This is a genomic window from Pseudoalteromonas sp. SG44-8, assembly GCF_014164125.1.
In the GTDB taxonomy this organism is placed as follows: Bacteria; Pseudomonadota; Gammaproteobacteria; order Enterobacterales; family Alteromonadaceae; genus Pseudoalteromonas; species Pseudoalteromonas rhizosphaerae.
In genome coordinates this window covers 1-15279 of the sequence record NZ_JACJEQ010000046.1, presented here as the reverse complement: position 1 = coordinate 15279, position 15279 = coordinate 1, and the positions used below count along the sequence as shown (strand labels likewise).

Here is a 15279-nt window from a genome sequence, read left to right as displayed (position 1 = left end):
ACTGTCAATATCGTCTAAATCAAATTCGTCTTCTTCAGCCAACTCCGGCTCTGCAGTCGCTTTATCGCCAGTTTCATCAATTAGACTGTCAATATCGTCTAAATCAAATTCGTCTTCTTCAGCCAGCTCCGGCTCTGCAGTCGCTTTATCGCCAGTTTCATCAATTAGACTGTCAATATCGTCTAAATCAAATTCGTCTTCTTCAGCCAGCTCCGGCTCTACAGTCGCTTTATCGCCAGCTTCATCAATTAGACTGTCAATATCGTCTAAATCAAATTCGTCTTCTTCAGCCAGCTCCGACTCTACAGTCGCTTTATCGCCAGCTTCATCAATAAGGCTGTCAATATCGTCTAGATCAAATTCGTCTTCTTCAGCCAGATCCGGCTCTGCAGTCGCTTTATCGCCAGCTTCATCAATAAGGCTGTCAATATCGTCTAAATCAAATTCGTCGTTATCGCCGTCATTCTTATCTGTCGGTTGATTACTGCTTTGTTCATCAATCAATGCATCAATATCAAAGTCATCATCTTCATCTGCTAACTCTTCACTGAGTGCTGCTAAGTCATCATCTGAGTCAAGCGAGTCATCTGATTCAGCAGTCGGTTCATCGTTGTCATTAGCAAATAAATCATCTAGATCTGATGCACTTAGAATATCGCCATCATTGTTGTCGGCTTTAATATCTAAATCAATGTCGTCGCCTAAGCTATCATCATCTGCTTGATCAAAATCTTGCTGCATGAAGATATCAAGTTCATCATCTTCTTCTTTAGCTTCGTCGCTTTCATCATCAAATACAATGTCGTCGCTCAGTAAACCATCTAGCTCGTCTTGATTTAATAAACTGTCACCATCTTCAAACGCATCATCAATATTGTCATCAAAAATAATATCGTCGTCATCAGGTAAAATATCGTTCTCAAGATCATCAAGCTGAATACTTACATCATCGTCCTCTTGAACTGGATCTGGAACAATGGGATCAAGGGATGGGCCTAAATCAAGCTCATCCTCGGCAGTATAACTGGGGCTTTGTGGTAAAAATTCGTCATCATCAGTGCTTTCATCTTCTTTGTTGTTACGTTTACGTAAAAACATCACGATTGCAAAGATGATCAATAACGCTGGAATTGTCATTAATAGAATGAGAACTAGTGGATTGGCTAATAGCCCAGCAAAGTCAAACTCACTAGTCTCTTCGAGCTTTTTTGCTTGTTGTTGCTCTATAATTTCGTTCTGTTTTGCAATTAATTCAGAAAGTTGGCGTTGAATTTCACTGTCTTTACCAAGTTGCTCACGAATATTTTCAAGCTCTTTAGACACACCAGTTAACTGTTGCTTTAATTTATTGTTTTCAACTAAAATTTCTTCGACATTATCAACTGACGACTTGAACTGCTTTTGTAATTCAACAAGCTGACTGCCCTGTTGGGTTTTAATGCTGTTGATTTCTTGTTTTAATTCTTGCTTAGCTTCATCAACATCCACTTTGCGTGCTTGAGTTACTTTGGTTTGTGAAGCAGTAATTTCGCTGTTCGTAAGCGTGCCATTTTTCTTTTTTTCCCATAGCTCATCATCTTGCTCTGAACGCTGTTTGGCAAGCTCCGGGCTTACTGCGCGGATATCAGCTAAGGTAGGGATTTTTAAATACGCACCATCGCGCATATGATTGAGATTTTGATCTAAAAATGATTGCGGATTTTTTTCATACAGAGCCTGCATAACTTGATAAATACTGACCGAGTTATCAGGTCGCACTTTTGCAGCAATACGCCATAGTGTATCGGTTGGCTTTATTGGCCCAATAGAACGCCCTTGAACGCCATAATCAACGCCTTTAGGCCCTTTAAGTTGGCTGCCGTCTTGGGAGTATATCGGTGTTACCACCAATGCAGACGCTAATAAGAGGAGTGTAGCTAAACCGCGCATGCTGATCCTTTAATGTTTAAATGTTAACGCAGCGCCATTAAATTAGACGCTTAAACATTGATTATTTCTTGCAGAAATAACGTACATAAATAAATAGTTAATTAAGTCTTTCCTGCAAGCTCTATTCCAGTTGCAAACTATAAACCAGTTGCGGCTTAATATCCATCGCAACACTTTGAAACGTAATAGCTTAAACTTTATTAGCCGGAAGAGTTTTTTATCGTTAAGATTAAGTTTATACGCTTTTAGCAGCTATGCGGCAATTATTTGGCAGTTAAAAAATAAAAAAGCGACAAACTGCCGCTTTTCTTGCTTTTAATTAAAGATAGTTCGCTATCAACTCTTCAGCTATTTGCACGCTGTTCGTTGCGGCCCCTTTACGGGTATTATCACTTACAACCCACATATTTAAACCATGCGGATGTGAGATATCTTGACGTAAGCGCCCTACATACACAATGTCATTACCACTTGCATCTGTAACCGGGGTTGGGTAATCCCCTTCGTCTTCTATAAGTTCAAGCCCTGGCGCGTCATTAAGTAATTGTTTTACATGTTCAAAGTCGTACGGCATACGTGTTTCAATGTTAATCGCTTCTGAGTGACCAAAAAATACCGGAACTCGTACACATGTCGGATTAACAGCAATTGTGGTATCACCCAGAATTTTATGGGTTTCGTTAACCATCTTCATTTCTTCACGGGTGTAACCGTTATCTTCAAAAACATCAATTTGTGGGATAACATTAAACGCCATCTGCTTTGGAAATATTTCGCTATCTACAGGGCGTGCATTCATTAAATTAGCAGTTTGTTTTGCAAGTTCATCAACCGCTTTTTTGCCTGCACCCGATACTGCTTGATAAGTAGATACATTAATACGATCGATGCCGTATGCATCATAAATAGGTTTTAATGCCACCATCATTTGAATAGTTGAGCAATTAGGATTAGCAATGATATTGCGATTTCTAAAATCAGCAAGGCTTGCTGCATTTACTTCTGGCACAACCAGTGGTATTTCAAAATCATTTCTAAAGTGCGAAGTGTTATCAATTACTACACATCCTGCATCAGCGGCAATAGGTGCGTATTTTTCTGACACACTGCCACCGGCAGAAAATAAACCAATATGCGCTAGGCTAAAGTCAAACCCTTCAACGTCCTGCACTTCAATAGTTTCACCACGAAACTTAATATCTTCACCAGCGCTGCGACTACTTGCCAATAAAAATAATTGATCAACAGGAAACTTACGATCTTCTAACGTTTCAATAATTTGGCGACCAACAAGACCTGTAGCGCCAAGTACGGCAACATTATATTTTTGTGACATGTGTATTCCTCGTTTAACAGCCGCCATTGTGGCCGCTGTTTAAATTTTAAGTTATTCGACTACGAAACCAAGCCCTTGCAGCAAAGGCGAATATGCGCCTGCACCTAGCACTTTGACTGTGCTAAATTCACGTCGAATGGGGTAGTTTTTACGTAAGCTATCAAACCCTTCACTTGCTAAGTTGCATCGCAAAATACCATCATCACGACGCACATCGTAAACCAGATGGATCAACTGACCTAAATCAGCTTCGCTAAAGGTTTCTTGTAATGTAACTTGGGTAAACGCGGGCACTGGTAAAAAATCAGCTAATGCTTTGCCTGTTTGCAAACCTTTAAGCTCGCACAACTTTTCATAGAGCATTTGCGTGCCACGTGCTTTACCCTCTAAGGTATGGCCTGCGATATGGACACTGGCATAACGCACAAACTCAAGCAATTCAGTTAATATAGAAGGTTCGTTTTCCCATACATCTAATACCACATCGAGCTTGGCACCACCGCGCATAATTTCCAGTAGAGCATGATTATCGACCACATCGCCGCGACTGGCATTAATCAAAATAGTGCCAGGTTTAAGCGCTGCTAAACGCGCTTTGTTCATTAAATGCAAGGTACTATGTTTACCGGTCGTTACTAACGGCACATGGAAAGTGACGATATCCGCTTTACTCAACAACTCATCAATATCTGTATGCTCGGCTAATTGTCCCGCTTCATGCTTAGGTGGATCGCATACTAATACAGTGACATTAAGCGCGGCTAATTTATCTCGCAAACAGCTACCAATACTGCCCACTCCGACAATCCCAATGGTTTTGTGTTCCAAGGTGCAGGCATTTTCTTGGCACAGTGCAAACAAGCTACTGATCACATATTCAGCCACAGCAACGGCATTACAACCAGGTGCGCTCGTAAATGCAATATCACGTTGTTTGAGTAAATCAGTATCAATATGATCAACGCCGATTGTCGCCGTACCTACGTAGCGTAATTTATTAGCATGTATTAACAGTGCTTCATTTACTGAGGTTACCGAGCGAGTTAATAATACATCAACATCAATGAGCTGTTCGCTTTGTAATGTACGACCATCAAAACGCGTTACTTCACCAAAATCAGCAAAATATTGCTCAACAAGTGGCATGTTTTGGTCTGCAAGAATTTTCATTAACAAGTCCAGTAAGCACTAAGAGCCGCTATTGTAACGAACATAGCCGACTTTGAAAACGAAAAAGCCGAGCAAGTTGCTCGGCTTTAATTGTAATGTGGCTTTTTAATTAGCCTTTATATTTACTCATCACTAACGTGGCGTTAGTACCACCAAAACCAAAACTGTTAGACATAACAGTATTTAGTTCAACGTCTTTACGCTCAGTGATAATGTTTAAGCCTGCAGCTTGTTCATCTAGCTCATCAATATTGATTGAAGGCGCAACAAAGCTATGCTCTAACATCAATAGTGAGAAAATAGCTTCATGCACACCAGCGGCGCCCAGTGCATGGCCTGTCATTGCTTTAGTCGCGCTGATCATCGGTGAATTACCACCAAATACTTCTTGAATTGCTCCTAACTCTTTTACATCACCTACTGGTGTAGATGTACCGTGAGTGTTTAGATAATCAATGCTGTCAACGCCTTGCATTGCTTGACGCATACAACGTGCAGCACCTTCACCTGATGGTGCAACCATGTCATAGCCATCAGATGTTGCGCCATAGCCAACAACTTCAGCATAAATGTGTGCACCACGTGCAAGCGCATGTTCAAGTTCTTCAACAACAACAATACCGCCACCACCAGAGATAACAAATCCATCGCGGTTAGCATCATAAGTACGAGAGGCTTTTTCAGGTGTTTCATTATATTTGGTAGACAGTGCGCCCATTGCGTCAAATTCCATTGCCAATGTCCAGTGAAGCTCTTCACCGCCACCGGCAAAAACAACGTCTTGTTTGCCTAATTGGATTTGCTCAACTGCGTTACCAATACAGTGTGCAGATGTTGCACATGCTGAACTGATTGAGTAGTTAACACCTTTAATTTTAAATGGTGTTGCTAAGCATGCCGATGTTGTACTGGCCATGGTGCGCGGAACCATATAAGGACCTACACGTTTTACGCCTTTTTCACGTAAAATGTCAGCCGCTTCAACCTGCCATTTAGATGAACCACCACCGGAACCCACAATGATACCCGTGCGCTCATTTGATACTTGATCATCAGACAAACCAGAATCTGCAATTGCTTGTGCCATTGAAATATACGAATACGCAGCGGCATCGCCCATAAAGCGCATTGCTTTACGATCAACAAACTCTTTAACGTCAATATCAATTTTGCCGGATACGTTACTACGTAACTTATATTCAGCAAATTCTGGGTTAAAAGCGATTCCGCTCTTACCTGTTTTTAACGATTCTAATACTTCTTCTTTGTTGTTACCGATGCTTGATACAACACCGATGCCCGTAATAACGGCTCTTCTCATGGGTAATTACCTTAGCTTGATACTAAATTGTGTTCTATTTTACGCTGAAACTTACAACGAAGTGGTCAGCTTTCTAGCGTACACTTGTACTCTGAACCTCTAGCTTATAAATAACGCCAGACTATTTCAAAGAAAACACGTAAAATAATGAAAAAAAGTACTCATTAATTGCATGCCATGATTAAAAACGCTGAAATTCACTTTAATAACTTAGGTACACCCGTTGCAGACAACTTTAACGATGTCTACTTTTCGAACGATGATGGCCAAGCTGAGTCTGATTATGTGTTCTACCAGCAAAATAATATGCCTCATCGATTACAAAATCATGACCGTGCACATTTCGTTATCGCTGAAACTGGTTTTGGTACTGGGCTTAATTTTTTAAATACATGGCAACAATTTAAAAATAATCTAACCAGTAGGCAACATCATAGTCAAGAAGTTCACAACCCAGCACAACAAAATGTGCAGCGCTTACATTTTATGTCTTTTGAAAAGTATCCGATTAAAACAGACGATCTGCAAAAGGCATTGCAAGTATGGCCTAGTTTAGCACCATTGAGTAAACAGTTACTTGCTAAGTACCCGATTAATTTGGCTGGTTGCCATCGTCTTGAATTTGACAATGGTCAAATTATACTCGATTTATATTTTGGCGATGTGCAAGAATCACTCGCAGCTATAAGCTACCCGCAAACAGGTATTATCGATGCGTGGTATCTAGATGGCTTTGCACCGAGTAAAAACCCAGAAATGTGGCAGCCAGCCTTATTTAATTCAATGGTGGATATTTCTCGTAGTAATGCCACGTTTGCAACCTTTACGGTTGCAGGTGTTGTACGTAGAGGTCTTGCTGATGCAGGGTTTGCGGTACAAAAAATCAAAGGTCATGGCAAAAAAAATGAAATGCTGATTGGTTCTTTAGCCCATGCTAACCAAGCACAATCGGCGCCACCTTATCTGGCTCATCAGCAAAGTTCACTTAAAAACGTTGCTGTCATTGGCGGAGGGATAGCCAGCAGCGCTATTTTATATAGCTTGGCGAAACGTGGGGTTAACAGCCAACTTTTTTGCCAAGATCCCCAACTCGCGATGGGCGCATCTCATAATGTGCAAGGTGCGATTTATCCGCACTTACAAGCAAAAAACTCCCCGCACAGTGAGCTTTTTGCGCACAGTTTTTTATATGCGAAACGACTTTATCAGCAACTCACTGAGAATGGCTTTCACTATGATCATCAATGGTGCGGCGTATTACAACACGCGATCAAACAACCCTTAGTTGAGCGCCATCAAAATATTGAACATAAACAGCTGTGGCCAGATGAACTCATGCACGGCGTAACGCCTGAGCAAGGTGATGAAATTGCCGGTGTAAGTACAGGCTACTCTGGCGTATATTTCCCGTTAGGTGGATGGGTTAACCCACCACAATTAGTGAGCGCTCTGTTCCAACAAGCCCATAAACTCAAACCAATTAAAAGCCATTTTAATTGTGATATCGAACAGCTTGAGAAAACCCCGCAAGGCTGGCTGTTATTGAGCCAAGGGCAACAGTTTGGCCCATTTAGTGACGTTATTGTATGTGCTGGTGAGCACAGCGACCGTTTTGTACAAACTCAGGCTCTGCCAATTGTTGGCGTGCGTGGTCAAGTATCCCATGTACAAGCAAGTCCTGCATCACGTAAACTAAAAACCGTGCTATGTCATAAAGGCTACTTTACTCCTGCTTATTTAGACCATCACTGTATGGGCGCAACATTCGAGAAGAACTCAAAAAGCCGCGCAGTCAAAGACCAAGACAATCAAACAAATCGCGAGCAACTGCTTCACTTTTATGGACAAACCGACTTTGCCAGTAGTCTAGGTGAGATCACGGCAGCTAAAGCCGCTGTACGTTGTAGTTTTATTGATCACCTCCCTATGGCCGGAGAATGGCCGCAGCAAAGTGATTATATTCACGCGTTTGCCAATTTACGCGCAGGGAAACGCTATCAATATCAATCCTTACAAAAACCACAACAAGGACTACACATACTCACAGGCTTTGGGGCTCGTGGCTTATGCAGTGCGCCCCTGTGTGCAGAACAATTAGTTGCTGCACTTAACAATGAACCACAGCCTTTGAGTGAACGAGTAAGCCAAGCGATTCACCCAGCCCGCTTTATTGTAAGAGATTTAATTCGAAATAAAATTTAACTTAGCAAAAATAGCGTGTAGGAACCGATGTGATAGAAATAATAACACCACTGATGTTAGCAATAAGCCTAACCTCAGTGACTTGCGCTGCAAATTTAGACAGCGTTCCGCTACCAGCTGATTTTAAGTACTCATTACAAATTGCCGATGACTACCCACTGATACAAACTGGCTATGTTGCTCAGTCGATTACAAAAGTGAGTGCTTTTTATCAACAAGCTTTAGGTAAGTCTGAGCTTATTATCGGTGATAATAAACGCCGAACGTTGTTTTATACCATCGACAAGAAAACCGTGCGGATCAGCTTATATGCTCGTGACTACCGAACCGAAATAGCGATTATGATCACGCAACCATAATCGCTTGACGGCGAACTGATCTGAATACGTATGCATAAAACAAACTGTTGAGCTTATAGCAAAAGCACCGTAGTTTATTATTAACACAATAATAACAACACGGTCTTTAATGCGCTATTTACTTTATATATTGATTCTCTGCGGCAGTAACTATTGCAACGCCGCAGCAATCAAATTACAAAGCTACTCAGGTGATACCTCCTTACCACACAAACTATTACTAACCGCATTAGCGAGGCAAAACCTTGCATATATACATCCTTACGAAAGTGATAAAGACATTTCAAATGCACGTATTTTAAATGATGTAAAAAATGGTCAGTTAGATGTGATGTGGAGCATGACTTCTGAGCAGCTTGAGCAAGACTATCAAGCAATTTATATCCCTTTATTTCGTGGTTTGTTGGGTATGCGCTTGGCGATGGTCACTCAACAAAATCAGCATATATTTAAACATGTAAACTCTATTAAAGACCTCTATCAATTTAGCGCCGGACAAGGCAAAACGTGGCCCGATACCGCTATACTCAAAGCGAATGGCTTAAAGGTGATCACTACCTTAAAATACCCTAATTTATTTCCGATGTTAGAAGGTAATCGCTTTGATTACTTTCCCCGTGGCGTAAACGAACCATGGGATGAAATAGCTAATAACAGTGAGTTAAACCTGACCGTTGATCCTTACATTTTACTAAAATATACCGCGCCGTTATATTTCTTTGTCGCTAAGGATAACCACACTCTCGCCAGCCAGCTTAATTCTGCGCTACAAGATATGATTGCCGATGGCACTTTTACCACCATGTTCTTTAACGACAGCCAAGTAAAAATGGTACTAGCTAAAGCTAACTTAGCAACACGAAAGGTGATCCCATTACAGAACCCTAGCCTGTCATCACGCACTCCACTATTACAACACGCACTGTGGTTTGATCCACTTAACGAGAGCAACACGCAATGAAATCATTACAAAGAAAAATAATCACAGCGCTTAGTATTTGTTTACTCGTCACTTTTAGCTTTGTAATTGGGGTAAACTACGTATTACTAAAAAATGATGAAACCAAACAATGGCATAAAAATGTTGATGCGATAAAGCAACAATTAACGGTTATTTTAGCCGAGCCAGTATTCTCATATGATAAACCCCTGATCGCGCAAATATTGCAGGCATTTGCTAAAAATCCAGATATTCAACAACTGCATGTTATTGATCATCGTGGTATCGAACTTGGTCGACTTGATAAACCCAGCAATACAACAAAGCAATTGCTCAAGCAGCAAATTGATCTAACATTCTCAGAACAACCAATTGGTACTATCCATATCAGCTTTAGCCAAGATGAATTAAACCATGGCATCAACAAAGCATTAAGTACCATGGTTATCACCCTTGCCATTTCATTTGCCTTGTTAGGCATTATTATTCTTAGCGTATGCCGCATACTGATCATCAAACCGATTGTCAGTGTCAATCAATTGGTGGATGAACTTGCCCGTGGCTCTGGCGATTTAACTCAGCGAATAAACTATCAATCTACGGATGAAATTGGCCATTTAGTTGCGGGCTTTAACCGCTTTATTAATGAAGTGCAGCAAATAATCTCAAGTCTGGGGCAAACAGCTACCGAGCTTGAAGTGATTGCCGCAACAGTAAACGAAGCAACAGTGCGTTCAAAATATGAAGCCGAGCAAGAATATCAATTAACCGATGCGGCAACCTCCTCTCTGAGTCAATTAACCCTAGCGACTAAAGAAATTGCCCTTGGAGCGACGCAAACAGCGGATAAAACAATGCAAGTACAAGGACTTTGCCAAGACGGCGAGCTATCGATGAGTCATAACAGTAGTTTGATAAACGACCTTGAAAATCAATTAGATCACACATCAACGGTGGTAGAGCAACTTGATAGTCGCAGTAGTGAGATAAGCCAAGTTCTTGATGTGATTAAAAGTATCGCCGAACAAACCAACTTATTAGCGCTTAATGCAGCAATTGAAGCTGCACGTGCTGGAGAGTCTGGCCGAGGCTTTGCCGTAGTTGCTGATGAAGTTCGCGCACTTGCGAGTAAAACCTACCATTCCACATCAGAAATCGAAAATATCATTACTGCACTACAAACCAACGCCAGTGAATGTGTAGCCGCCACACAAAAAAGCAAACAAGTGAGTACCGACGTTACTAGCGCGAACGAGCAAAGCCAACGCGTTTTTCATAATATCGCTCAACAAGTTGATGAGATAAACTTAATGAATGAACGCATTGCAGCCAGTTCAGAAGAACAAACCTCGGTTACGCAAGGAGTATTAGCCACCATGGAAAAAATCAATCATGGCGCAAAGTCGCTTGCCCAAGAAGCGGATCATCTTGATAAGACAGTTAAGCAGCTCAATGATCTTGAAAAAGGCATTGTGGCTAAACTTGGGTTGTTTAAGTATTAAATGCAAAAACGGCTAGAAGGCTAGCCGTTTCATTTACGCTTTAATGACTCCTAAAATTGATATTGGAACCCTAGCGCCCATTCATTTACATCATTTTCTCTTAGCTTATAATGGCTATAGTTAATTGAAACATCTGTATTTTCAAGCACTGGATAAGCTAATTGCGCGCCAAAATAAGGGCGTGTATTGGTGTCACTATATGTAATTTTTTGCCCCGTAGATGAGCGGCTATCGATTGAATAATGATAATGGAAAGCCCCTACAAAAACCTTACTCTTAACTTGGCCCAACAGCGGAAATACATAAGCTGTTTGTATCGCAGGTCCTTGTGACAATACCGGCACGGTTTGTGATACATTCAATTGCGCATTACTTGGATCAAGCGTATCTCCAACAAAGGTCATACTACCTTCACCTAAGTTGATATAGCGTACGCCAAATTGCCAATTAGTCGCTAACGAATAAATTGCGCCTATTGACCAACTAATATCGGTATCATCGTATTCAGTATTCGCTAATTCGACTGATTGATCAGTTGTGGTGGAGCCTGCAACGGCCGCATAACCAATCGTGCCATCCATAGACCACTCACCAGCTAGTACAGGCTGACTGACTACCACAGCCGTAGCGAGTAAAGCCCATGGCGTCAGTTTTGATTGGCGACGTATAAAGACTAACCCAATCATTAACAACACCATGGTGCTGCCTAAACTACCTGATGAGCTATTTTTAACCGTGGTGGTTGTATAAGCTTTTACGGTCACTTTTACTTCTCCTTTTGCTTCAGCACCTTTACTGTCAGAAACTGTATACTCAATAAAATCAACACCTTCAAAACCTGCTTTGGGCTGGTAATTCAATGTGCCATCGTTATTTATAGTGACTGTGCCTTGCGTAGCTTGCGCGCTTATTAAACTAAGTGCGTCGCCATCCGCATCGCTATCATTGGAGAGCACATCAATAACTATTTGCGTGCGGTCATTGGTGCTTGCAGTATCACCAATAGTTGTTGGGGCACTGTTTACTACCACACTAACAGTCGCTGTACCAAATGCTGTTCCACCTTTACCATCAGACACACTGTAGTTGATCGTTGCAGTACCAATAAAATCAAGTAATGGTTGATAACTAAGTTGATTATTAACGATTGCTACCTCACCAAAATCAACACTTGCACTGGTGAGCGTCAGTACATCATTATCTGCATCGCTATCATTACTAAGCACATCAATAACAATACTATTACCTAGTGCAATAGTTACTTGATCTGATTGTGTAACAGGCGCGCTGTTATTACTACTCATAACGCTAACGCCGCCTGGATCAACAATTTGACCATTCGCTACGCCATCAGCATCATTGATACCACCATCAGTTATGCGTAATTGTACACACCAGTCACCTTCTTTAAGCCCTTCTTGCCACAGCTGACTATTTGGTGAAGGGCAATACCCTTGCTCACCTTGAGTAGAATAGACCTTATCGCCGTTGCTGGTATTAAAGTCAATCCACTCATTATTGATAAGCTTTCTATAAATCGCCCCCGCTGGTATTGGCATTCTTTGCGGAAGCACTATGTGGTAGTTTTCACCTTTTTGCTCCATGGCGGTTACTATAAAGCTAAAGTAACCACCAGAGTTATCCATCCCAACATCTGCAGGCAATTCATTTTCAAACAATTGTGCTGCGCCACTGCTATTTTGTATGCTTGAGAATGCTTTTCTTAAACATGCTCCCGCATCCCCCTCGACAAGAAACTGCGCTGACTCATTTACTTGCTCAGGTAATACATTACATTCATTAATATTATCCAAATAATCAGGAATACCATCACGGTCATTATCTTGTAGACCTTCGATATTGTCTGGTATTAAGTCATTATCAGTATCGGCAGTTGTTAACTCAGGTAACTGAGCTACCACTTCAACATAACTGGTCACTGTAGTTGATAAGCTATCCACAGCGTCATCTGTTGCGGTTACTGCTATTTCATAAATACCAATATCGAGTTCAGCTGTAGAGAACACAAATGTATCAGCCGCATTACCTAGATCAACAATCCGTTCATCTGCTGCTTGCCAACTAAATGAAATATTATCTCCAGGGTTATTATCTGTTGCCAACGCTGTAATTGTTACGAGATCGTCACTAGCTAAAACAAATGGCCGAGGCTGATTATTTTGCTCCGTTATCGTAACTAAGCTTGGTGCTATATTACTCTCTGAAATAGTCATAATATTAGAGGCTTGCGCGCCAGTATTAAGGCTATCGTCAAGCGTTATAACAATTGTTTCATCCGCTTCAATCTCACTATCTGCAAAGACTCTAAAGTTGATCTCACCAACGAGGCCTTGTTCAATAACCACTTCACCGCTGATTAAATCATGATCATCTGATGTTGCGGTTCCAGATACGCTGTAAGGTACAGTGACAGGATAACTTGCCGCTGGTCCATTCAAGTAAACCCGAGTGGTATAACTTTGATCCTCAGCAACAACTTTATTTTTACCTAGTGATATTTGCGGGTGAACCATTACTTGCTGGCTAGCAGTTGTGGTTTTACCATTACTGTCTATCGCTTGCCAATACACTTGATGTACGCCTGGCGTAAACAACATACTTTGATTGATAGTAGTAACAGGTAGAGGGTTTTGCTCGCTATCAAACGCAAGAGCTGTACCCAACTTAACTCGAGTAAACAATCCTGTTGCATCAACATTCACAGCAGCTGGAGGTGTAATGGTTGGTGCATCCGCTTGGCTATCAGTAAAGTTAATATAAGCAAACCCTGTGCTTTGTGCTTGCGCTGGGTCGGCAATAATATACTCAACTTTAATAGTGCCTTGGGTACTTGCGCTAAATTGATAGACAAGCTGCTGGTCAACAATACTCACTGTACCCACTGACGCCCTAGCACCAATAATTGTTATTACATCACCATCAACATCAGTGTCATTCGCCAATACATCAAGTATATAACGGCCGCTTTCAGTTCGCGCTAAGTCAAAGGTATCTTCCACAGCGACCGGTTGATCGTTTACTGACTCAACAGTAATTAACGCCATAGCTACAGCTGAACTTGCTTTACCATCAGTCACTAAATAGCTAAAGGTGTCGCTACCATGATAATCAGCCTGTGGCTGATAACTAAATACCGTTCCTTGCACCGTTAAGCTACCAAACTGTGGTTGAGTGACCACTTCTATAACTAAATTGTCGTTATCACTGTCGCTAACCTGAGCACTAACACTGAGGTTATTATCTTCTTTAACGCGCATTACCATATCATTAGCAACAGGCGGCGCATTTACATACGTTACATCAATACTAAATGGGTTAAGCGTACTGCTTAACTGCCCATCGCTTACGGTGATCAAAATATTACTATATAGACCAACGTCATCTCGTGTCGGTATACCACTTAATGTACCACTTGTGCTATCAAACGTTGCCCAACTCGGCTTGTTCGAAATCGTCAATGATAAACTGGTATTATCAATATCTGACACAATTGGCGTAAATGAGTAACCTGTATCTTGCGCGATTGATGTTGCAGGTGAACCGCTGATTGTTGGTGCATCGTTAACATTCACTACTGTCAGTGTAAATGGGGTTAAACTTTGGCTTGCAATCCCATCCGTTACACTCACCGTGATGCCTGCATAACTTCCTACATCTGCATTGCTTGGTCTGCCTGATAGCTCCCCTGTGGTGGTATCAAAATTCAACCAACTTGGTTTATTTTCAATACTGAAGCTGAGGTTATCGCCATCATTATCTGTCGCTAGTGGTACAAAGCTATATAAGTCATTTTCATTAATAGCTAAGCTTGGTACTCCAGTAATCACTGGCAAATCGTTAATACTATTAATCGTTACTGACACTGTGCTTGGTGCTGAATCAAGTAATCCATCATTCGCTATATAGCTAAACTGATCGTCACCAAAGTAATTTGCACTGCCTTGATAAGTAACTTGCTCACCTGAGATAGTCGCAGCGCCATGAGTTGGTTGACTAACGATTGTATAAGTTAATCTATCACCATCAACATCACTACCGAGTAAGTTCATAACGACTGGCATGTCTTCATCAGTAACGCCAGTTTGTAGACCCACAATTGGCGCGTCATTAACTGCGGTGATAACTAACGATACCGGGGTTGTTGTTGAATCTAACTGTCCATCATTAACAACAAAACTAAAGCCATCACTGCCGTTATAATTAGCGTTTGGCGTATATAACCAACTATCATTACTTTGCTGCACAAGCGAGCCATGTAATGCGCCTTCATCAAGACGATAGCTTAGATCATCGTTCTCAATATCTGAGCCAACTAAGGTGATCAAGACGCTATTATCTTCAGCAAGTATTAAACTTTGCGGAATACCTAAAGGTGCATCATTGACTGGGTTCACGGTCATGGTGACAGTAGCAAGGTTAGATATCGCGCCATTGCTGTCTTTAACTGTGTAAGTAAAGCTGTCGTCACCATAGTAATCTGCATTGGCGGTGTAAATGAT

9 protein-coding genes are annotated in these 15279 nt (G+C 41.4%); 4 read left to right on the top strand and 5 right to left on the bottom strand.

Annotated elements, in window-relative coordinates:
* The 4 genes from H5163_RS20240 to fabB all read right to left on the bottom strand — a co-directional run.
* Positions 1-1929 (bottom strand): FimV/HubP family polar landmark protein (locus tag H5163_RS20240; protein WP_310736658.1); only part of this gene is annotated, 1929 nt, incomplete at its 3' end.
* 319 nt (positions 1930-2248) lie between these two features.
* Entirely contained in the window at positions 2249-3265 is a 1017-nt protein-coding gene (locus H5163_RS20235; protein ID WP_182735836.1) for an aspartate-semialdehyde dehydrogenase, read from the bottom strand.
* 51 nt (positions 3266-3316) lie between these two features.
* Entirely contained in the window at positions 3317-4435 is a 1119-nt protein-coding gene (locus H5163_RS20230) for a 4-phosphoerythronate dehydrogenase (RefSeq protein WP_145241504.1), read from the bottom strand.
* 109 nt (positions 4436-4544) lie between these two features.
* Positions 4545-5756, bottom strand: a complete 1212-nt coding sequence (gene fabB / locus H5163_RS20225) for a beta-ketoacyl-ACP synthase I (RefSeq protein WP_145241506.1) — start codon at positions 5754-5756, stop codon at positions 4545-4547.
* A gap of 177 nt (positions 5757-5933) precedes the next feature.
* Here fabB and mnmC point away from each other — a divergent pair, with 177 nt between their 5' ends.
* The 4 genes from mnmC to H5163_RS20205 all read left to right on the top strand — a co-directional run bounded on the left by mnmC (position 5934) and on the right by H5163_RS20205 (position 10759).
* Positions 5934-7958 carry a bifunctional tRNA (5-methylaminomethyl-2-thiouridine)(34)-methyltransferase MnmD/FAD-dependent 5-carboxymethylaminomethyl-2-thiouridine(34) oxidoreductase MnmC gene (gene mnmC / locus H5163_RS20220; protein ID WP_145241508.1) on the top strand — a complete coding sequence of 675 codons (2025 nt, stop codon included), beginning with the start codon at positions 5934-5936 and terminating at the stop codon, positions 7956-7958.
* Positions 7959-7987: 29 nt separating this feature from the next.
* On the top strand, positions 7988-8317 hold the full coding sequence (locus tag H5163_RS20215) for a hypothetical protein (RefSeq protein WP_182735835.1): 330 nt from the start codon (positions 7988-7990) through the stop codon (positions 8315-8317).
* Between the two features lie 109 nt (positions 8318-8426).
* Positions 8427-9278 carry a transporter substrate-binding domain-containing protein gene (locus H5163_RS20210; protein ID WP_145241513.1) on the top strand — a complete coding sequence of 284 codons (852 nt, stop codon included), beginning with the start codon at positions 8427-8429 and terminating at the stop codon, positions 9276-9278.
* A complete protein-coding gene (locus H5163_RS20205; RefSeq protein ID WP_182735834.1) occupies positions 9275-10759 on the top strand; it encodes a methyl-accepting chemotaxis protein in 1485 nt (494 codons plus the stop codon). The genes H5163_RS20210 and H5163_RS20205 overlap by 4 nt, the downstream gene beginning before the upstream one ends.
* Before the next feature lie 50 nt (positions 10760-10809).
* On the opposite strand, the gene H5163_RS20200 is transcribed toward H5163_RS20205, so the two are convergent.
* Positions 10810-15279 (bottom strand): Ig-like domain-containing protein (locus tag H5163_RS20200; RefSeq protein WP_182735833.1); only part of this gene is annotated, 4470 nt, incomplete at its 5' end.

Excerpts from the sequence above, each read along its gene's own strand:
- H5163_RS20230 (WP_145241504.1), bottom strand. The coding sequence starts at position 4,435 with ATGAAAATTCTTGCAGACCAAAACATGCCACTTGTTGAGCAATATTTT.
- H5163_RS20210 (WP_145241513.1), top strand. The coding sequence starts at position 8,427 with ATGCGCTATTTACTTTATATATTGATTCTCTGCGGCAGTAACTATTGC.
- H5163_RS20205 (WP_182735834.1), top strand. The coding sequence starts at position 9,275 with ATGAAATCATTACAAAGAAAAATAATCACAGCGCTTAGTATTTGTTTA.
- fabB (WP_145241506.1), bottom strand. The coding sequence starts at position 5,756 with ATGAGAAGAGCCGTTATTACGGGCATCGGTGTTGTATCAAGCATCGGT.
- mnmC (WP_145241508.1), top strand. The coding sequence starts at position 5,934 with ATGATTAAAAACGCTGAAATTCACTTTAATAACTTAGGTACACCCGTT.
- H5163_RS20235 (WP_182735836.1), bottom strand. The coding sequence starts at position 3,265 with ATGTCACAAAAATATAATGTTGCCGTACTTGGCGCTACAGGTCTTGTT.